The 18,827-nt window shown below is 75.3% G+C and carries 18 protein-coding genes; 9 read left to right on the plus strand and 9 right to left on the minus strand.

Features of this window, described 5'->3' with window-relative positions:
* Positions 1-56 precede the first annotated feature (56 nt).
* The 3 genes from RVR_RS00335 to RVR_RS00345 form a co-directional block, all read right to left on the minus strand.
* Complete coding sequence (locus tag RVR_RS00335; RefSeq protein ID WP_202231848.1) at positions 57-872, minus strand: VOC family protein; 816 nt, start codon at positions 870-872, stop codon at positions 57-59.
* A gap of 413 nt (positions 873-1,285) precedes the next feature.
* Entirely contained in the window at positions 1,286-2,119 is an 834-nt protein-coding gene (locus RVR_RS00340) for a hypothetical protein (protein ID WP_237404482.1), read from the minus strand.
* A complete protein-coding gene (locus tag RVR_RS00345; protein ID WP_202231849.1) occupies positions 2,119-3,378 on the minus strand; it encodes a VWA domain-containing protein in 1,260 nt (419 codons plus the stop codon). The genes RVR_RS00340 and RVR_RS00345 overlap by 1 nt, the downstream gene beginning before the upstream one ends.
* Positions 3,379-3,592: 214 nt before the next feature.
* Here RVR_RS00345 and RVR_RS00350 point away from each other — a divergent pair, with 214 nt between their 5' ends.
* The 5 genes from RVR_RS00350 (at position 3,593) to RVR_RS00370 (ending at position 7,963) form a co-directional block, all read left to right on the plus strand.
* The gene (locus RVR_RS00350; protein ID WP_202231850.1) at positions 3,593-4,327 is read left to right on the plus strand and encodes a DUF4232 domain-containing protein; all 735 of its coding nucleotides are present in this window, start codon (positions 3,593-3,595) and stop codon (positions 4,325-4,327) included.
* Positions 4,324-5,004 carry a class F sortase gene (locus tag RVR_RS00355; protein WP_237404483.1) on the plus strand — a complete coding sequence of 227 codons (681 nt, stop codon included), beginning with the start codon at positions 4,324-4,326 and terminating at the stop codon, positions 5,002-5,004. Before RVR_RS00350 ends, RVR_RS00355 begins: the two co-directional genes overlap by 4 nt.
* A 95-nt stretch (positions 5,005-5,099) precedes the next feature.
* Positions 5,100-5,588 (plus strand): RNA polymerase sigma factor, encoded by a 489-nt coding sequence (locus RVR_RS00360; RefSeq protein ID WP_237405189.1) that lies wholly within the window; start codon positions 5,100-5,102, stop codon positions 5,586-5,588.
* Complete coding sequence (locus RVR_RS00365; protein ID WP_202231851.1) at positions 5,572-6,474, plus strand: DUF4232 domain-containing protein; 903 nt, start codon at positions 5,572-5,574, stop codon at positions 6,472-6,474. Before RVR_RS00360 ends, RVR_RS00365 begins: the two co-directional genes overlap by 17 nt.
* Positions 6,475-6,886: 412 nt before the next feature.
* A complete protein-coding gene (locus tag RVR_RS00370) occupies positions 6,887-7,963 on the plus strand; it encodes a PP2C family protein-serine/threonine phosphatase (RefSeq protein ID WP_237405190.1) in 1,077 nt (358 codons plus the stop codon).
* Here RVR_RS00370 and RVR_RS00375 read toward each other — a convergent pair.
* The 3 genes from RVR_RS00375 to RVR_RS00385 all read right to left on the minus strand — a co-directional run bounded on the left by RVR_RS00375 (position 7,920) and on the right by RVR_RS00385 (position 11,265).
* Positions 7,920-8,630: a ribonuclease H family protein gene (locus tag RVR_RS00375; RefSeq protein ID WP_202231852.1), complete on the minus strand. Its 711-nt coding sequence runs from the start codon at positions 8,628-8,630 to the stop codon at positions 7,920-7,922. The genes RVR_RS00370 and RVR_RS00375 overlap by 44 nt on opposite strands.
* A 135-nt stretch (positions 8,631-8,765) precedes the next feature.
* Entirely contained in the window at positions 8,766-10,133 is a 1,368-nt protein-coding gene (locus RVR_RS00380; RefSeq protein ID WP_202231853.1) for an NAD(P)/FAD-dependent oxidoreductase, read from the minus strand.
* A 169-nt stretch (positions 10,134-10,302) separates the two neighbouring features.
* Positions 10,303-11,265 (minus strand): quinone oxidoreductase family protein, encoded by a 963-nt coding sequence (locus RVR_RS00385; protein WP_202231854.1) that lies wholly within the window; start codon positions 11,263-11,265, stop codon positions 10,303-10,305.
* 210 nt (positions 11,266-11,475) lie between these two features.
* Here RVR_RS00385 and RVR_RS00390 point away from each other — a divergent pair, with 210 nt between their 5' ends.
* Both RVR_RS00390 and RVR_RS00395 read left to right on the plus strand, forming a co-directional pair.
* Positions 11,476-12,681 (plus strand): IS110 family RNA-guided transposase, encoded by a 1,206-nt coding sequence (locus RVR_RS00390; RefSeq protein WP_202231855.1) that lies wholly within the window; start codon positions 11,476-11,478, stop codon positions 12,679-12,681.
* A 105-nt stretch (positions 12,682-12,786) separates the two neighbouring features.
* Positions 12,787-13,401, plus strand: coding sequence for a MarR family winged helix-turn-helix transcriptional regulator (locus RVR_RS00395; RefSeq protein WP_202231856.1), 615 nt, complete (start codon positions 12,787-12,789; stop codon positions 13,399-13,401).
* Between the two features lie 113 nt (positions 13,402-13,514).
* Here RVR_RS00395 and RVR_RS00400 read toward each other — a convergent pair whose 3' ends face one another.
* A complete protein-coding gene (locus tag RVR_RS00400; protein WP_202231857.1) occupies positions 13,515-14,507 on the minus strand; it encodes a quinone oxidoreductase family protein in 993 nt (330 codons plus the stop codon).
* A gap of 136 nt (positions 14,508-14,643) precedes the next feature.
* Between RVR_RS00400 and RVR_RS00405 the strand changes: the two genes are divergently transcribed.
* Both RVR_RS00405 and paaK read left to right on the plus strand, forming a co-directional pair.
* Positions 14,644-15,396 carry a CGNR zinc finger domain-containing protein gene (locus RVR_RS00405; protein ID WP_202231858.1) on the plus strand — a complete coding sequence of 251 codons (753 nt, stop codon included), beginning with the start codon at positions 14,644-14,646 and terminating at the stop codon, positions 15,394-15,396.
* A 264-nt stretch (positions 15,397-15,660) separates the two neighbouring features.
* Positions 15,661-16,977 (plus strand): phenylacetate--CoA ligase PaaK, encoded by a 1,317-nt coding sequence (paaK, locus tag RVR_RS00410; protein ID WP_202231859.1) that lies wholly within the window; start codon positions 15,661-15,663, stop codon positions 16,975-16,977.
* A 158-nt stretch (positions 16,978-17,135) separates the two neighbouring features.
* On the opposite strand, the gene RVR_RS00415 is transcribed toward paaK, so the two are convergent.
* Entirely contained in the window at positions 17,136-17,387 is a 252-nt protein-coding gene (locus RVR_RS00415; protein WP_202231860.1) for a DUF6480 family protein, read from the minus strand.
* 186 nt (positions 17,388-17,573) lie between these two features.
* Positions 17,574-18,764: an SPFH domain-containing protein gene (locus RVR_RS00420; protein WP_237404484.1), complete on the minus strand. Its 1,191-nt coding sequence runs from the start codon at positions 18,762-18,764 to the stop codon at positions 17,574-17,576.
* Between the last annotated feature and the right edge of the window lie 63 nt (positions 18,765-18,827).

Raw genomic sequence — 18,827 nt, forward strand, 5'->3', positions numbered from 1 at the left:
GCTCCCCCGGTGGGCACGGCTCCCCGGTACCGGCGGGCGGTCAGGCGGGGCGGCGGTCAGGCGGGGCGGCGCGCGGTGGTCACGGTGAACAGCCCGCCGTCGGGGTCGCGCAGCTCGGCGTAGGCACCCGCGTGGGTGGTGCCCCGGCCGACCAGGTGGCCGCCCAGGCCGAGGGCGGCGGCCACGCACGCCTCGGTGTCGCGCACCGGGAACTGGACGTCCCAGTGCGGCCGGACGGTGGGGTCCGGGTCTGCCTCGACCGCGCCGGAGCCGAGCCGCGCGACGACCGCGGCCCGGCTGCGCACGACGACCTCCTCGTGTTCGTAGTCGACGGTGCAGCCGTCCGGGGTGCCGTCGGCCCACTGGAGGACGCCGCCGTAGAAGATCGCGGCCTCGAAGGCGTCGCGGGTGCGCAGCCGCAGCACCACCGGCCCCTGGTCGTGCCAGGTCTCCCAGCCGGCGGGCAGCCGTCCGTCCCACACACCGAAGACGGCGCCGTCGCGGTCGGCCGCGACCAGCGCGCGGCCGGAGGCGAACGCGACCGGGCCGAGCGCGACGGTGGCGCTGCGCTCGCGGATACGGCCGGCGGCTTCGTCCACCTGGGGGACGAAGAAGAACGGGGTCCAGCCGACGGCGATCTGGAGGTCGGCGGCGAGCGCGCCGATGCCCGCGACCGGGCGGCCGTCGCTGAGCGCGACCGCGAAGTGGTCCCCCAGCGTGGTGTTGCGGAACTCCCAGCCGAGCACGCTGCCGTAGAACTTCTCGGCCGCCTGGAGGTCGCGTGCGGTGAGGTTGGCCCAGCAGGGAGCCCCGCGGGGCGCGTCGGGGGCGGTCGCGGTGGCGGAGGGCGCTGGTGGCTGCTCGCTCGTCACTGTGGTGTCGTTCCGTTCGTGGGACTGGGCGCTGCCGGGACGGGACCGGGTGCGTCGCCTCGCCTTCCCCGGTACGGCGTGGTCATGCCTCGCGGTGCGCCCGGGTTCCCGGATCGCGGGCGGACCGTGGGCGCGGCCGGTCGGCGCCTGCGCGCGGCCGGGGCCCGTCCAGGACCCGCCCGCGTGCAGGACGTTACCGGCTCCGGGCGGTGCGTGACCGCTCGGGGTGGGTCCGGCCGGCGGTGCGGCAGGGCGCCGGGGCCGAATACGCCGAGGGCCCGCCGTCCCGGGCGGGCCCTCGGCGGGTGGCGGGGGCGCGGTCGACCGGACGGGTCAGCGGTGCGGCCGGCCCGGGTCCCGCTGCGCACCGCCGACCCGGGCCGCGGGCGCCCGTCGGGCGCCCGCGCCGCCGCTCAGTCGCCGTACCCGTTCGGTTCCCGCGGCCGCTCCGGGCGGTCGTACGCCGGCGGACGGGGCGGGGCGGGCGGCCGCAGCGGGCCGCGGGCGAGCCGGTGGCCGCCGAAGGCCAGCAGCACCGCGAGCAGGCCGCCGCCCCCGGTCCACAGCCAGCGCGGCGACCACCAGGTGCCGGCCCAGCCGCCCGAGGGGGCGACCCGCGGGCCGTTGGCGGTGACCACCGGGGCCACCGAGCCGTCGACCGCCTGGCTGCCGGCGGTGCCGTCCGACGTGGCCTCGACGGCGGCCTGCACCGGCTGGCCGAGGTCGGTCGAGGGCAGGTCGAGCACCGTCACCCGGACGTAGTACGCGCCGCGCAGCGGGTCGTTCGCCCACGGCTCGGACCAGGCGCGGATGGTGCGCAGGTGGCAGACCAGGTCGACGGACGCCGCGGAGGCGGCGGCGGTGACGGTCTGGGCGCCGTAGCGGCAGGACTGGTGGCGGCGCAGGCCGTCGTAGACGTCGACCTGCCAGGTGGACGCGCCGTGCCGGGTGGAGGTGGTGGGGAAGGTGACGGTGGCGTGCACGGTGACGTGCTCGCCGGTGTCGGCGGGGAACTGCCAGTACAGGTAGTCGCCCGCGGAGGCGTCGGCCGTGGCGCGCACGCCCTGGTCGACGACGGTCGCGGTGCGGAAGTCGGTGCCGGCCTGGGTGGGTGGCGCGTCGGAGCCGGTGGCGGTGGGCGTGGGGTCGGGGCCGGCGGAGTCGTCGGCCGCGGCCGGTCCGGTCAGTGCGGTGAGCGCGGCCGCCGCCAGCAGGGTGGCGGTGCCCAGGAGCCGTACGGTGCGCATCAGCGGGTCCCCCCGGTGTTCATGCGCCAGCGGGCGGCCCAGCCGGTGAGCAGGCCGGCCACGGCGCCGGTGACGGCGAGCAGGCCGAGCAGCCACCATCCGCGGCCCAGGCCGAAGAAGGCGACGTCGGAGGGCTGGTCCGGGCTGTGCACGAGGTCGATGGACAGCTCGACCGGCAGCCCCGGGGTGGTCTTCACCGAGGCGGGCGCGGAGAAGGAGTTGCCGACCTGGAGGCACACGGTCTCGGCCGGGGTGTCGTCGTCGGCCTCCGGCTTCGGGTAGCGGATGCCGGCGGAGACGGCGTCGGTGCGTCCGGTGCCGCTCTCGTCGTCGCGGACGATCTCGCGGCCGTGCAGGGTGACGCCGCGCAGCAGCACGCCGTAGTCGGCGTTCACCGATCGGTCGTCGGAGACGGTGGCGGAGGCGCGCAGTTCCTGGCCGGGGCTGACCTCGACCCGGTACCAGCGGTTCTGGGAGAACGTCTCGCGGTCGGTGTACAGGCCGCGCTTGAGCACGGGCGCCGCCTCGCAGGTGCCGGCGCCCTGGACGGCGGTGGGGGTGACTGCGGTGTCGGTGCTGCGCTTGACCAGCTCCGTGACCTTGGTGGTGAGCTGCTGGCGGTGCTGGACGGTGGTGTAGGTGCCGCCGGTGGCCTCGGCGATGCAGCTGAGCTGGCTGCGGGTGTGGGTGTCGGGCACCAGCCCGAGGGTGTCGATGGTCAGGTCCACGCCCTGGGCGGCGATCTGCCGGGCGACGTCGCAGGGGTTGGCCGCGCAGGTGTCCTCACCATCGGTGATGAGCACCAGGCGGTGGGTGCCGTCGCCGCCCTGGATGTCCTTCGCGGCGGCGAGCAGGGCGGGGCCGATCGGGGTCCACCCGGTGGGCTGGAGGGTGGCGACGGCGCTCTTGGCCTGGTCGCGGTTGAGGGCGCCGACGGGGTAGAGCTGCTTGGTGTCCTTGCAGCCGGTCTGCCGGTCGTTGCCGGGGTAGTTCGCGCCCAGGGTGCGTATGCCGAGGTCGACGTCCTGGGGCGTGGAGTCCAGCACGTCGTCGAACGCCTGCTTCGCGGCGGACATCCGGGACTGCCCGTCGATGTCCTTGGCGCTCATCGAACCGCTGACGTCCAGGACGAGTTCGACCTTGGCGGTGGCCCCGGGGACCGGCTCCCCGGCGTGGGCGGTGGCCGGCACGAGGCCGCAGGCCAGTGCGGCCGTCAGCCCGCAGGCCGAGCCGACGGCCAGTAGCTTTCGGATGATCATCGGAGGATCGTAGTGAAGGGTGGGCCGATTCCCGAAGTCGGCTGGTCAGCACGGGCGTTGGGGCGGCCGGGCGGACTTTTACCTTTCTTTGCAACCCGGTCGGCGGCCGGGTCGTCTCTGCTCCCGATTCCGGACGACGGGTTCCGCGAGTCGCCCGGGGAAGCCCCGGGCGGGGCCTCGCCGAGAAGACATCCGGGAAGACAAGGAGCAGGACATGCGCAAGAGTTCACTCGCCGCGGGGGCCGCGGTGTTCGCGGCGGCCGTGCTGGGCGGGGCGCCGGCGATGGCGTCCTCACCCGTCGACGACGCGTCCGGCACCCCGATGTGCGGCACCTCGCAGCTCAGCGCCGCCCTCGGCGGCGGCGACGCGGGCGCCGGGAACCTCTACCGCTACCTGGTGATCACCAACACCGGCTCGACGACGTGCCACCTGACCGGGTATCCGGGCCTGTCGATGCTCGACGCGAACGGCCGGCAGATCGGCCAGCCCGCCACCCGCGACGCCCGGACCTACGCCGCGGTCGTGCTCCGGCCCGGCGCGGCGGCCAGCGACACCATCCACACGGTCAACCACCAGGGCACCTGCCTGCCGGCGTCCACGAAGCTGAAGGTCTACCCGCCGGGGAACACCGCGTCGCTGACCATCCCGGGCGCGATCACCGACTGCTACAACACCTTCGCCATCACCCCGCTGGCGGCGGGCAAGGGCGGGAACGACGGCGGTACCCCGACCACCCCGCCCTCCACGGCTCCGACCGCCGCGCCCTCCGCGGGCACCGGCGGCGCGCAGGTGCCGACGGTGCCCTCGGGCGCCCCCGACACGGGCCTGGCGGCCGTCTCGCACAGCAGTGACTCCACCGCGCTCGCCGCGACCGGCGCGGGTGTGGCCGCGGTCGGCGTGGCCGGCATCGCGGTGGCGCTGCGCCGCAAGGTGCGGGACGGCCGTTGAGCGCCCCGGCCGGCGTGACCGCCGTTCGCCAGGGCGCCGCCGGCCGCCGGACCCGCCGCGGGAGCGCCCTGTGCGCCCTCGCGGCGGGCCTGGCGCTGCTGTGCGGGTGCCAGTCGACCTCGCCCGCGCAGACCCCGTCCGACGGCGGGTCGGTGAGCCCGGCCGCCCCGGCCACCGCCTCCGCCCCGGCTCCGGCCGCGTCCGCGCGGCCGATGGCGCGTTCGGTGCCGTCGCGGCTGCGCATCCCGTCGATCGGCGTCGACACCTCCGTCATGGCGCTGGGTCTGGCGTCCGACGGCGAGGTGAAGGTGCCGCCGATCGCGAAGGACTCCCCCGCGGGCTGGTACGACGGCTCGCCGACCCCGGGCCAGCTCGGCCCGTCGGTGCTCCTCGGCCACGTCACGGTGGGCGCGTACGGCGACGGGGTCTTCCTGCACCTGGACCGCCTGCGGGCGGGCGACTCCGTGGCGGTGACCCGCGCGGACGGCTCGGTGGCGACCTTCGCCGTCGACCGCGTGCAGACCGTCGCGAAGTCCCGTTTCCCGACGTCGTCGGTGTACGGGAACGTGGACCACCCCGAACTGCGTCTCATCACGTGCGGCGGGACCCGGATCAGCGGGGGCGGCGGCTACCCGGACAACGTGATCGTGTACGCCTCGCTGGTCTCCGGGTCGTGAGCCGGATGGCGCCCGCCGGTCCGGCCGGGATGACCGGACCGGTACGGTCGGCGGAGCCCGCCGGGCAGGCACGACGACGAGCGAGGGGAGCGACCATCCGGTCTCAAGAGCGCGCGGCCTCCGAGCTGTTCGCGGCCCTGTACCCGCGGCTGGCGGGCTGGGTGCGCAAGCTGGTGGACGACGACGGGACCGCGCACGAGATCGCCGCCGAGGCGTTCACCAGGCTCTGGGCCCGCTGGACGAAGGTGGAGGAACCCAGCGGCTTCCTGTACGTGACCGCGGCGAACCTGGTGCGCGACCACTGGCGCAAACTGGAGCGCGAGCGGCGCGCGCTGCGCCGGGTGAAGACGGAGGAAGCGGTGAAGCAGCAGCCGGAGGCGGCCGACCCCACGGTGCGGATGCTCGTGCAGTCGCTGCCGGAGCGGCTGCGCGACCCGGCTCTGCTCTACTACTACGCGGACCTGCCCGTCCGCGAGGTGGCGGCCCTGCTGGGCCGCCGGGAGGGCACCGTCAAGGCCGACCTGCACGCCGCCCGCGAACTGCTGCGCGCGAAGCTCGGGGGGAACCATGACCGGATTTCCTGACGGCCCCGAGCTGCCCCCGGACGGCTCCGGCACCCCCGCGGATTCCGGCGGGCCCGACCGCCGCGACGAGGGCTCCGACCCCGTGGAGCGGCTGCTGCGGTCCCCGGGCGGCTATCTGGCGGCCCCGCCCGGCACGTTCGAGCGGGTCCGGCGCCGGGCCGCGCGGCGGCGAAGGGCGCGCGCCCTGGCCGGCGGCACCGCGGCCGCCGCCGTCATCGCCGGCGCGCTGTTCCTGACCGGGGTGATCGCTCCCGGCGGAGACGGCACGGTGGTGGGTCCGCCGGCCGACCGCTCCCTGGCCAGCGGGGTTCCCACCCCGTCCGGCCGCCCGACGCCCACGCCCGGCACCCCGAGCGCCACCGGCGGGCAGAGCACGCACACCCCCGCCGGCCGTCCTTCGGCCACGCCGTCGTCCGGCGCCGCCTCCAGTGCACCGGACGCCACCCCCACCACTCCCCCGACGTCGGCGGACACCGCCCCGATGTGCACCGCGGCACAACTGTCCGCGGGCCTGGGCGGCAGCGACGCGGGCGCGGGCAACCTCTACCGCTACCTCGTGATCACCAACAAGAGCGCCACCACCTGCCGCGTCGCCGGCTACCCGGGCCTGTCGCTGCTCGACGCGAACGGCCGGCAGATCGGCCAGCCCGCCACCCGCGACGCCCGCACGTACGCCGCGGTCGTGCTCCAGCCCGGCGCGGCGGCCAGCGACACCATCCACACGGTCAACCAGCAGGGCACCTGCCTGGCCGCGTCGGCGCAGCTGAGGATGTACCCGCCGGGCAGCAAGGCGTCGCTGACGTTCGACGGCCAGGTCACCGTCTGCGACGACACCTTCGAGATCACGCCCTTCGTCGCGGGCCGCACGGGCAACCCGCCGTCCTGAACGCGCCGCTCGCTTCGCACACGGGTACCGCATACTCCTGTGCGCACGGGCGCGCGGTGCGCGAAACTTTGACCAGGGCCACCGGACCGCGGGGCCCGGCCCGACGACAGGATGTGCGGATCGGCGGGCCGGCGGATGCGCGCGGGCCGACCGGGCGGACGGGGAAGGCGAGGTGAGCGCGCTGCGAGGATTCCGGGCCGAGCGCCGTGCTGCCCCCGGGCACCCGCGCGCCCCGCGCACGTCCGGCGGCATGCCCGGCGAGGGGGCCGCCGGCCTCATCCGCCCCGACCGCGCCGTGGACGCCGATGACGACGGCCCGGACCTGACCGACGCCCAGGGCAGCAGCCGCCTCCCGGTCGCCCTGGAGCGCCCCTCGGCCCCCCTGCCGCTGACGGTGCTGCCGTACGCGGTGATGGCGCTGGTGGCGCTGGTGGACGGGATCGGCGGGCAGAGCGTGGGCGCGCTGCCGCTGGTCTCCCTCGGCCCGGCCTTCGCCGGCCTGGTGGGTTCCTGGCAGCGCACGGCGGTGATCGGGGCGCTGGCGGTGGCCGTGGTGTGCGCGCTCGGCGAGGTCGACGGCCTGTTCGCCGAGCGCCGCGGGTTCGCCGCGATCGGGGCGGTGGTCGGCGTGACGGTCGCCGCGGTGATCGCCGCGGTCACCCGGCAGCGGCGCGAGGAGGAGTTGGCGAACGTCCGGTCGATCGCGGAGGTCGCCCAGCGGGTGCTGCTTCGGCCGGTGCCGCGCAGCGCCGGCCGGTTGCGGGCGGCCGTGTCGTACACCTCCGCCGTGACCGAGGCGCGGATCGGCGGCGACCTGTACGAGGTGGTGCCCACGCCCGCCGGGGTGCGGGTGGTCATCGGCGACGTGCAGGGCAAGGGACTGGAGGCGGTGGAGACCGCCGCGGTGGTGGTGGGCGCGTTCCGGGAGGCGGCCCACGACGAGGAGACCCTGGAGGGCGTCGGCGACCGGGTCCGGCGGGCGGCGGACCGCACGCTGCGCGGGGAGAAGTTCGTGACTGCGGTGATGGCGGAGATCGATCTGCGGGGCCGCACCACGCTGCTGAACTTCGGCCACCCGCCGCCGATGCTGCTGCACCCGGACGGGCGGGTGGACTTTCCCGAGCCCCCGCAGTACGCGCTGCCGCTCGGGCTGGGCCTGCGGCCGGACGACCTGCCGCCGCCGTTCGAGGTGGACTTCCGCCCCGGCGACCAGTTGCTGCTGTACACCGACGGCGTCACCGAGGCGCGGGACCCGGCCGGGGCCTTCTACCCGCTCGGCGAGCGGGCGTACCTGCTGCTCGCCGAGCGGGACCCGCAGCGCGCGCTGGAGGCGCTGCGGACGGACCTGATCGCGCACGCCCGCGGCCCGCTGCACGACGACGCGGCGATGCTGCTGCTGCGCTACCGGGAGCCGCGGGCGGCGATCGGTCCGGCTCCCGACCAGGTCAGCGGCACTCCGGATGGCCCCAGCCGTCCGGGGTCTTCGTGATCGGCTCGCCGGCGGCGTAGGGGCGCCCGCAGCTACGGCAGGTGCCGGCGTACCTCGCCTTGATGGTCCGGGCCGATCCCCCGCCGGCCGATCCGCCGCCGGCCGGGGCGGAGCCGGACGACGCGCCGCGCGCGCCGGACCGGGAGCCGCCCTTGGCGGGCTTGCGGCTGCTCGCGGGCGCGGGCGGCGGCGCCGGGGACCCCGCGGCACTGCCGGCCGGCTGCTGGGCGACGGCGGCCTGGCTGGCGGCCCGGTCGGCGAAGTCGTTGAGCCGGTCGCCGTCGACCTGGTGCGCGGGCACGTACCGGAACTCCACGGTGCGGCCGGCGAGGAGGGCGTCGATGCGGACCACCAGCTCCTGGTTGGCCACGGGCTTGCCGGCGGAGTTCTTCCACCCGTTGCGCTTCCAGCCCGGCAGCCAGGTGGTGACGGCCTTCATGGCGTACTGGGAGTCCATCCGGACCTCCAGCGGCACCGAGGGGTCGGCGGTCGTCAGCAGCCGTTCGAGGGCGGTGAGTTCGGCGACGTTGTTGGTCGCGGTGCCCAGCGGGCCCGCCTCCCATCGCTCGGGCTCGCCCGAGCCGTCTGCCATGACCCAGGCCCAGCCGGCCGGGCCCGGATTTCCTTTGGACGCGCCGTCACAGGCGGCGGTGATGCGGTCTGCCACGCTCCGATCATGCCATCCGGCGGGGGCCGCGCGGACCCGGGCCGGTCAGCCGCCCCGTGCCGACCGCCCTTCGCGGCCGGCACGGGGCGGGCCCGGGAGGGGCTCCGGCCCCCGCCTTCCGGGCCGGGGCGGGGCTCACTCCTGCTGCAAGTGGCCCGCCGCGGCGTGCTCGCGGACCTGCTCGGGCGTCAGGTAGGCGTCGGTGTACTCGAAGTCGCGCATCGCGGCCGGGGTGCGGGCCAGGAAGCCGATCCGCACGAAGTCGTCCCCGGCGACCGCGTTGAGCAGCCAGTTGGTGAGCACGCGGGTCTTGGCCACGTTGGTGCGCAGCGCCGACCAGTGGTAGCCGCGGGCGGCGGCCTGCGCGGGCATGCCGCGCAGCTCGACGCCGAGCGGCTTGGACACCGCGTCGCGGCCGCCGAGGTCGACCACGAGGCCCAGGTCGTGGTGCACGTAGGGCTTGAGCGGGCGGCCGCGCAGCGTCGCGATGACGTTGTCGGCCACGGCGCGGCCCTGGCGCATGGCGTGCTGGGCGGTGGGCGGGCAGACCGAGCCGTCCTCGTCCTTGGCGAGGTCGGGCACGGCGGCGGCGTCGCCCAGCGCGAAGACCCCGGAGCGGCCGGGCACCGTCATCTGGGCGGTCACCGCGAGGCGGCCGCGCACGGTCTCCGCGTCGAGCGTGCCGATCAGCGGGCTCGCGGTGACGCCGGCGGTCCAGATCAGCGTGCGGCACGGCAGCACCCGGCCGTCGGTCAGGGTGACCTCCTCGGGGCCGGCCTTGGCGACGGACACCCCGAGCGAGACGTCGATGCCGCGGTCCCGGAGGATCTTCTGCGCGCTCAGGCCGAGCTTGTCGCCGAGCTCCGGCATCAGCTTCGGTGCGATGTCGATCAGGTGCCACTTGATCTGGCGCGGGTCCAGCCGCGGGTAGCGGCACAGCGCGTTGCTGGTCAGCCGCTGGAGGCAGGCGGCGGTCTCGGTCCCGGCGTAGCCGCCGCCGACGACGACGAACTGGAGCCGGGAGGCGCGCTCGGCCTCGTCGTGGCTGGCGTCCGCGAGGTCGAGCTGTGCGATCACGTGGTCCCGGATGAACGCGGCCTCGGCGAGGGTCTTCATGCCGCGCGCGTTGTCCGCGAGTCCGGGGATGTCGAAGGTGCGGGTGACGCTGCCAGGTGCCAGCACGATGTGGTCGTACGGCTCGTTGACGACCTCGCCGGTGACCTTGCGGACCACGCAGACCTTGGCCTTGGTGTCCACGCCGACGGCGCCGCCCGGGATGATCCGGGTCCGGTACCTCCGGCTGCGGCGCAGCGACACCGCGATGGACTGCGGGGTGAGGATGCCGGAGGCGACCTGGGGGAGCAGGGGCAGGTAGAGCTGGTAGGAGAACGGCGTCACCAGGGCCAGGTCGGCCTCGTCGGAGCCGAGTCTGCGCTCCAGCCGCCGTACGCATTCCACCCCGGCGAAGCCGGCGCCCACCACGAGGATCTTCGGTCGTGCCACGATAGCTCTTCCCTTCTGCGGCCCGGCTGCTGTCCTTGACCATGCGCCTGCCCGCGGATCGCGGCCTCGCACCTCTGTCCTACCGCGAGGGCCGGAGGGCCGCCAGCCGAGGGAAGGGGACGGGCCGGGGGGCGGCGGCGCGGCGGGCGGCGGCCGGGCCGGGCAGCCGCTACGCGGTGGGCGTCAGCACCAGGCGGCGGCCGGGCTCGACGGGCGCGGTCCAGGCCCGCTCGACCTCGGCGAGCGGCACGGCGCGGGCCGCGGCACTGAGCGTGCCGGCGGCCAGTTCCTCGATGAGGGCCGGCAGTTCGGCGACGATGCCGGCCGCGGTGAGGGACCCCTGGCCGCTGCCCATGATCCGCAGGTTGGCCGCGCGGAGCACGAAGGACGGCAGGGTGATGTCCGCCCCGGCCGTGGAGCCGATCTGGATCCAGTCCAGCGCCGCGCTGCGGTCGGTCCTGCGGGTGAGCAGGGCGGGGATGGCCAGTTGGGTGGGCGCGCCCCAGGTGTAGTCGATGACCACGTCCACGTCGGCGGCGGCCTCGCCGAGGCGGGCCGCGGCCTGCTCGGGGTCGCCGGCCAGGGTGACCAGCGCGGTCGCGCCCAGGTCGGTGAGCGTCTCCAGCCGGCCCGCGTCGCGGCCCGCGGCGACCACCCGGGACGCACCGAGGTGGCGGGCGATCTGCACGGCCATCTGCCCGGCGTTGCCGGTCGCGCCGAGCACCAGCACGCTCTGCCCGGGCGTGAAGGAGACCCGGCGGCGCAGCGCCACCCAGGAGGACATCGCGGGGTTCATCGCGGCCGCGACCACCACCGGATCGGCCCCGTCCGGCAGGGGGACGGCGCGGCGCGGGTCGAGGAGCGCCTGATCGGCCATGGTGCCGGGTGCGTCGTCGTCGGCCACGAAGTACGCCCGGCGGCCGTCGGGCAGCCGGCCGACGGCGTCGACGCCGGGGATCAGCGGCAGGCGGCCGTCGCTGGTGTAGTGGCTGCCGTTCGCGCCGGAGCGGACCCGGGGGTGCAGTCCGGCGGCGAGCACGTCCACGAGGACCTGGTCGCCGGTCGGCTCGGGCGTGGCGAACTCCTCGTAACGGGGCGGGTGGTCGAACGATCGGACGACGGCGGCGCGCATGGCAGTTCCCTAAGAATGGTTGGCGGTCCGGGAGGACCGGGTATGGCTGATGGGGTTCTGCCGTTGATGGCTCCGAAGGAATGGCCGCCCGGTCCTCCGGGACGCTCCGACCACTGATTGAGAACTGCGGCCATCGCTGGTTAGGGACCTGTCGGCGGAGTGTTCTTCGGGCCACGGAAGTGCTGGTCACGGTGGAATGGAAGCGACGGGTTGAGCACTCGACAGGGCCGGATATGGGTCGGCATCGACGCGGGCAAGGGGCACCACTGGGCGGTGGCCCTGGACGCAGACGGCGAGACGCTGTTCTCGACGAAGGTGATCAACGACGAGGCCCAGATCCTCGCTCTCATCGAGACCGCCCGAGAGCGGGCCGACGAGATCCGCTGGGCGGTGGACATCTCCGGCCGAGCTTCCACGCTCCTGCTGGCCTTGCTGGTCGCCCACGGACAGAGCGTGGTCTACGTGCCGGGCCGCACGGTCAACCGGATGACCGGCGCGTACAAAGGCGAGGGGAAGACCGACGCCAAGGACGCGCGGGTCATCGCCGATCAGGCACGCATGCGCCCGAAGGGCTTCGCCGTTTTGGACACGCCTCCTGAGCTGGTCACCAGCCTGAGGGTGCTGACGAACTACCGGACCGACCTGATCGCCGACCGCGTTCGGCTGATCAACCGGCTTCGCGATCTGCTGGTGGGCATCTGCCCGGCCCTGGAGCGGGCCTTCGACTACTCCGCGGCCAAAGGCCCGGTCGTCATGCTGACCGAGTACCAGACCCCGGCTGCCCTGCGCCGCATCGGCGTCAAGCGTCTGACGACCTGGCTCGAACGCCGCAAGATCCGCAGCGCCGCCGACGTCGCCGCCAAGGCGGTCGAGGCCGCCCAGTCCCAGCAGATCGCACTGCCCGGCGAGAAACGGTCGGCGAAGCTGGTCTGCGACCTCGCCCACCAGCTCCTGGCCCTGGACGAGCGGATCAAGGACAACGACCGGGAGATCCGTGAGACCTTCCACACCGACGACCGCGCCGAGATCATAGAGTCCATGCCCGGCATGGGGCCCATCCTGGGCGCCGAGTTCATCGCCATCGTCGGCGACCTGTCCGGCTACCGCGACGCCGGCAGCCTCGCCTCGCACGCCGGCCTCGCCCCGGTCGCACGGGACTCCGGCCGCCGCACCGGCAACTACCACCGGCCCAAACGCTACAGCCGGCGCCTGCGCCGGGTGTTCTACATGGCTGCCCAGTCCGCGATGATGCGGCCGGGCCCGTCCCGGGACTACTACCTCAGGAAGCGAGGCGAGGGGCTGCTGCACACTCAGGCCCTGCTCTCGCTCGCCCGCCGCCGAGTCGACGTGCTGTGGGCGATGCTGCGTGACGGAAAGCCGTTCACCTCCGCCCCACCGGTCACACAAGCGGCTTGACTTCGTCATTGAGATTCCTTCGGGGCGGGGTGGGCGCCACGCAGTAGTACGTGGCACCAACCAAATTAGTTGGTGCCACGTACTACGTCAAGCTACGATGGCGGCATGCCCGACGACGACGCTCGCACCAGCGCATCGAAAGCCCCCACCGCCTCCACACCGGCACCCACACCCGCCGCACCCGCACCCGTCGCGTCGGCTGCCGCGCACGCGGCAGGCAGCGCGGACGGGGCGCCGGGCGGAGGCGCGGCAGCCGACAGGGGCGAGGACGGGGAGGCGGGCGGCGGCGGGGAGGGCCAGGTGACCGACTTCGGGATCACCGACAGCTTGGTGCAACTGTCGTTCCTGGTGCAGGGGACGCTGGGGAAGGTCGCGGCCGAGCACGGACTGTCGGTGGTGCAGTTGCGCCTGCTCGGAGTGCTCCGCGACCGCGAGCCCGGCATGCAGGCCCTCGCGCGGCACCTGGGGCTGGACAAGTCGAGCATGACCGGCCTGGTCGACCGGGCCGAGCGGCGCGGCCTGGTGCGCCGCACCACCTCGCCGCACGACGGGCGCGCCGTCCTGGTGTCGCTCACCGAGGAGGGCCACCGCCTCGCCCGCGCGGGCGCGGAGGACGCGGGCCGCCGCATCCAGGCCCTCACCGCGCGTCTCAGCGACGGGCAGCGCGCCGAGCTGTCCCTGCTGACCAGCACCGTCCTCGCCGGTACCTCGGAACTCTGACCGGCCCGGCGACCGCGTCGCGGGGCGGGGCCGGCGCCTCGGGGCGGGCGGGAGACCCGGGCCCGCCCGCGCGGAAGCCCGGCGGCCTCTCGCCGGGCCGGACCGGCGGCCATTCAGTCCTGCGCGGTGAGCACGATCTTGCCCCGGCTGGCCCGCTGTTCGAGCAGCGCGTGGGCGCGGGACGCCTGGTCGAGCGGGAAGGTGGCCTCCACGGGGACCCGATAGGTGCCGGCGGCCACACCGGCGGCGATCTCCCGCAGGTCGGGGCGGGGGTCGTAGCCGTGCTCGACGAGGCCGGTGAGCTGGAAGCCGTGGACGGACGCGTTCTTCGGGTAGAAGTCGCGGGTGTCCACGGTGCTGGGCCGCAGCGCCACGTTGGCCAGGGCCACCACCCGCCCCCCGAAGCCGACCTGGCGCAGGCTCTGCGCGAAGACGTCGCCGCCGACCGCGTCCAGGACGACGTCGGCCCCGCGCCCGCCGGTCAGCCGCAGGACCTCCTCGACGGCCGCCTCGCCCGGGAAGGCCGACGTGTCCAGGGCCTCGTGGGCGCCGAACCCCGCGGCCCAGCCCGCCTTCCCGGCGCTGCGCGCGGCGGCGATCACCCGGGCGCCGGTGTGCGCGGCGATCTGCACCGCGGCGGTGCCCACGCCGCTCGCGGCGGCCTGGACGACGACGGTCTCGCCCTCCTTGAGGCGCGCGAGCCGGTGCAGGCAGTACCACGCGGTGACCCAGGCGATGGGCATCCCCGCGGCCGCGTGCGGGTCCACCCCGTCCGGCAGCGGGACCACGCGGGTGGCGGGCACGGCGGCGAGTTCGGCGTAGAACCCCGGGGTGGCGCCGCCCATGGCCATCACGCGCGAGCCGGGCGCGAGGCCGGTCACGCCCTCCCCCACCGCGGCGACGGTGCCGGCCGCCTCCAGGCCGAGGACGAGCGGGAGCGGTCGGGCGCGGTGGTAGGTGCCGGCGCGGGCGAGGGCGTCGGCGCGGTTGACGCCGGCCGCCTCGACCCGGACCAGGACCTCGCCGGGGCCGGGCACGGGGTCCGGGACCTCGACGGGGGTGAGGACGTCCGGGCCGCCGAACGTGTCGATCCGAACCGCGCGCATGGGCCAGCCACCTGTCTCGTGTCGGCGTCGGGGCGCCGGTCGGTGCCGGGGCGAACGCGCCGGGCCCGGCCGCGCCGGTGAGGTCACCCCACTCTGCGACACCGCTTCAAAGAGTGTCAACTGCTACCTTCGGAGCATGGTGACAACGGGTTCGGCGGGTGAGGCGGCAGGTGGGGCGGGCGTGTCCGGGGTGCCGGACGCGGCGAGCGGCGAGAGCGGGCCGGGGTTCCGCTTCGTGGGCGGCCGGGTGTGCCTGGACTTCGTGGCCACCCTCGGCAAGCGTCACACGGACCCGGTGGAGCGGCTGCCCGACCCGGCGGCGCTCGCCCGGTGGTTCGCGGAGGCGGGGCTGCTGCCGTCCGGCACGGCGCCGCCGCAGGTCGGCGCCCCCGGGCTCGCCCAGGCGAGGGTGCTGCGCGAGGCGCTGAACCGCCTCGTCCGCGCGGCGATGGCGGGCCGGCCGTACGGCAGGACGGACATCGCCGTCGTCAACCGGGTGGCCGTGCTGCCGGACCTGGCACCGCAACTCGCGGGGGGCGAGCGGGCCCCCGGCGCGGGCGGTGCGGACGGCGTCGGGGGCCGGGTCTCCGGCGCGGACGACCCGCGGGTGCGCTGGCAGCACCGGGGGCCGGTCGCGGGGGCGGCGCTGGCCACGGTGGCACGCGACGGTGTGCTGCTGCTCGGCGGGCCGGTCGCGGCGCGGGTCAAGGAGTGCGGCAACCCGGCGTGCTCGCTGCTGTTCGTGGACGACTCCCAGGCCCGGCGGCGCCGCTGGTGCTCGATGGAGCGCTGCGGCAACCTCGCGAAGGTCGCCGGGTACCGCGCCCGGGCGCGCCGCGGCGAGGCCGCGCGCCCGGCGGCGGCCGGCGAGGGCGGGCCCCCGTCCTGACCGGAGCGAAGGGCGGGCCCCGGCCCCGGGCGGGACGCGGGCGGCCGCGTGCGGGGACCCCCGTACGGCGGCATTCGGGGACCCGCGTACGGCGGCGGGTGCACGCGGGTCGGGGGCTCCGGGGCGCGGATCAGGGCGGAGATCGGAGCCGGGATCAGGGCGGATCCTTGACAGCGGGAGCCGTTGCTGATTCGTTGGCTCCGAGGTCGAACCGAACGATCGGTCGGTCGGTGCGGAGGGGCCCGGAGTGCGAGGGAGAGTGGCATGAGCGGGAGCGTCCCGGACGAACTGCTGGACCCTGCGGAGCGGATGGGGCCCGACGAGCTGGCCGCGCTCCAGCTCAGCCGCCTGCAGGCGACGCTGCGCCACGCGTACGACCACGTGGAGCCGTACCGGCGCAAGTTCGACGCCGCCGGGGTGCGGCCCGAGGACTGCCGGAGCCTGGCGGACCTGGCGCGCTTCCCGTTCACCACGAAGGCGGACCTGCGGGCGGCGTACCCGTTCGGGATGTTCGCGGTGCCGATGGCCGAGGTCCGGCGGCTGCACGCGTCGAGCGGGACCACCGGGCTGCCGACCGTGGTCGGGTACACCGAGCACGACCTGTCCGTGTGGGCGGAGGTGGTGGCCCGCTCGATCCGGGCCGCCGGCGGCCGCCCCGGCCACAAGGTCCACGTGGCCTACGGCTACGGCCTGTTCACCGGCGGCCTGGGCGCGCACTACGGCGCCGAGCGGGCCGGCTGCACCGTGATCCCCGCGTCCGGCGGGATGACCGCCCGGCAGGTGCAGATCATCCAGGACTTCCGGCCGGAGATCATCATGATCACCCCCTCCTACATGCTGACGCTGCTGGAGGAGTTCGAACGCCAGGGCGTCGACCCGCGCGGCACCTCCCTGCGGGTGGGCGTCTTCGGCGCGGAGCCGTGGACGGAGGGGATGCGGGCCGAGATCGAGGAGCGGTTCGGCATCGACGCGGTGGACATCTACGGCCTGTCGGAGGTGATGGGCCCCGGGGTGGCGCAGGAGTTCGCCGAGGGCAAGGACGGCCTGCACATCTGGGAGGACCACTTCCTGCCGGAGGTGGTCGATCCCCTCACCGACGCCGTGATGGCGCCGGGCGAGAGCGGCGAGCTGGTGTTCACCTCGCTCACCAAGCAGGCGCTGCCGGTGATCCGGTACCGCACGCGGGACCTGACCCGGCTGCTGCCGGGCACCGCGCGCCCGGCGATGCGCCGGATGGAGAAGGTCACCGGCCGGTGCGACGACATGATCATCCTGCGCGGGGTGAACGTCTTCCCCAGCCAGATCGAGGAGATCGTGCTGCGCACCCCGGCGGTCGCCCCGCACTTCAGGATCGAGCTGACCCGGCCCGGCCGGATGGACCACATGGCGGTGCGGGTCGAGGCGCGGGTCGGCGCGGGGCCCGAGCAGCGGGCGGCGGCGGCCGCCGCGATCGCGCGCGGCGTGAAGGACGGCGTGGGGGTGACGGTCGATGTCACGGTGGTCGAGCCGGAGACGCTGGAGCGGTCGGTCGGCAAGATCCAGCGGGTCAAGGACCTGAGGGGCCTGCGCGGCGGGTCGTGAACGGCGGCCGCGGCGCGGCCCGGCCGCACCCCGCGCCGTCGGGCCGCGGTACCCCGTCGCGGGCCGCCGCCCCGCCGCCAGCCCGCCGCCCCGCCGGGAGCTGTCGCCGCGCCGGGGGCCGTCCTCCCGCCGGAGCCGTCGCCCCACCGGGGCCGTCGTCAGCCGGACGGCCAGAAGATCATCTGCACCGCCCAGCCGAGCAGCCCGGCGACGAAGAGCACGACCACCGCCATGATCAGGGCGATCGGCAGCGCGCCCCAGCCCCGGCTGAGCGGTTCGCGCTCCGGGCCGTCCAGCCCCGAGATGCCGGATTCCGCCGGCGGCGTCTGGCCGGGCCGCGGCCGGGCGTCCCCACTGACGCTCAGCCCTTCGTCGGCCACGTGCGGGTTGGTGTGGGCAGTCGTCGCCATCTCGGCACTCCGTCCGGTCGGGCCGTCCACGGGGAGGCCCCGGGAAGATTCCGTACGGAGGCCGCATACCCCATGAAAATCTGACGAATCACCCGTTGTGTCGGACCGTCCGACCCCGGACGGGCGCGGCGCCCGCACACCCCCGTGGAGGGGGCGGGCGGGCGCCGCACGTGCCGCGGAACCGGCTCAGTCGATCGAGACCGGACCGTCGGAGGAGGACGCGGACCCACCGCGCCCGCCCTTGGCGTCGGCCTGCCCGCGCAGGGCCAGCCCGGCGCCGGGCGCCTCACCGCCCTGCTCGCCGCCGAGGTTCTTGCGGACCGAGTCCAGGATGGTCAGACCCTGGCTGACCAGGCCCGCCGCGATCTCGCTGAGGCCGTCCGCGCCGTTGAGCACGTTGACGTTCGCTCCGGACAGGCCCGCCGACGCCTCCTTGACGATCTGCGGGAGCTGGTCGATGAGCATCCGGTCCAGCGCCACGCGGTCGTGCGACGCCGCAGCCGCGGCCTGGATCCGCATCCGCTCGGCGTCGGCGACGGCCAGCACCCTGATCCGCTCGGCCTCGGCCTCGGCGGGCTTGACGACCTCCGCGACCAGTTGCTGCTGGCGCAGTTCGGAGGCGCGCAGCGCCAGCTCGGTCTGCGCGGCGAGCACCTCCTGCTGGGCGTGCGCCTGGGCGAGGGGGCCGGCCTGGGCGGCCTGGGCCTGCGCCCGGTCCACCTCGGCGTTGTACTCGGCCTGTACGACGGCGGTCTGCCGCGCGTACTCGGCCTGGTTGCGCGCCGCGACCTGCTGCGCCTCCACCGACGCCTGGGTGGCCTGGGCCTGCGCGATCTGCGCCTGCCGCTGGATGGCGGCCTTGTGCGGCGCCGACATGGCGTCGATGTACCCGGTGTCGCCGTCGTCGATGGACTGGATCTGGAGCGAGTCCACGGTCAGGCCGATCTTGGCCATCTCCGACTTGGAGGTCTCCAGCACCTCGGTCGCCAGCTTCTGGCGCTCGGTGACGATCTCCTCCACCGTCATCGAGCCGATGATCGAGCGCAGGTGGCCGGCGAAGATCCGGCCGGTGAGTATCGCCATCTGGTCCTGGTCGGACAGGAAGCGCTGCCCGGCGTTGACGATGCTCTCGTGGTCGTTGCCGACCTTGAACGCGATGACCGCCTTGACCGTCAGCCCGATGCCCTGCCGGGTCACGCACTTCTCGGAGACCTCCGCCTCGCACATGGCGAGGGTGAGGAACCGGGTCTTGCGGAACACCGGGAGGACGAACTTGCCGTGGCCGGTCACCACCCGGAAAGGAGCGCCTCCCAGTCCCCGTCGGCCGCCCGAGATGAGCATCGCCTCATCGGGCGCCGGTACGCGATATCCCAACATCCATGATCTCCTTCTGTGCGCGGCTCAGCCGGTCCTTCGTGTGCGCACGTGCGCGGGACGCGC

Source organism: Streptomyces sp. SN-593 (assembly GCF_016756395.1).
Lineage (GTDB): Bacteria > Actinomycetota > Actinomycetes > Streptomycetales > Streptomycetaceae > Actinacidiphila > Actinacidiphila reveromycinica.

Coding starts and splice junctions, on each gene's coding strand:
- RVR_RS00415 (WP_202231860.1), bottom strand. CDS start 17,387: ATGGCGACGACTGCCCACACCAACCCGCACGTGGCCGACGAAGGGCTG.
- RVR_RS00340 (WP_237404482.1), bottom strand. CDS start 2,119: ATGCGCACCGTACGGCTCCTGGGCACCGCCACCCTGCTGGCGGCGGCC.
- RVR_RS00420 (WP_237404484.1), bottom strand. CDS start 18,764: ATGTTGGGATATCGCGTACCGGCGCCCGATGAGGCGATGCTCATCTCG.
- RVR_RS00345 (WP_202231849.1), bottom strand. CDS start 3,378: ATGATCATCCGAAAGCTACTGGCCGTCGGCTCGGCCTGCGGGCTGACG.
- RVR_RS00350 (WP_202231850.1), top strand. CDS start 3,593: ATGCGCAAGAGTTCACTCGCCGCGGGGGCCGCGGTGTTCGCGGCGGCC.
- RVR_RS00395 (WP_202231856.1), top strand. CDS start 12,787: ATGCCCGACGACGACGCTCGCACCAGCGCATCGAAAGCCCCCACCGCC.
- RVR_RS00370 (WP_237405190.1), top strand. CDS start 6,887: ATGGCGCTGGTGGCGCTGGTGGACGGGATCGGCGGGCAGAGCGTGGGC.
- RVR_RS00405 (WP_202231858.1), top strand. CDS start 14,644: ATGGTGACAACGGGTTCGGCGGGTGAGGCGGCAGGTGGGGCGGGCGTG.
- RVR_RS00385 (WP_202231854.1), bottom strand. CDS start 11,265: ATGCGCGCCGCCGTCGTCCGATCGTTCGACCACCCGCCCCGTTACGAG.
- paaK (WP_202231859.1), top strand. CDS start 15,661: ATGAGCGGGAGCGTCCCGGACGAACTGCTGGACCCTGCGGAGCGGATG.
- RVR_RS00365 (WP_202231851.1), top strand. CDS start 5,572: ATGACCGGATTTCCTGACGGCCCCGAGCTGCCCCCGGACGGCTCCGGC.
- RVR_RS00400 (WP_202231857.1), bottom strand. CDS start 14,507: ATGCGCGCGGTTCGGATCGACACGTTCGGCGGCCCGGACGTCCTCACC.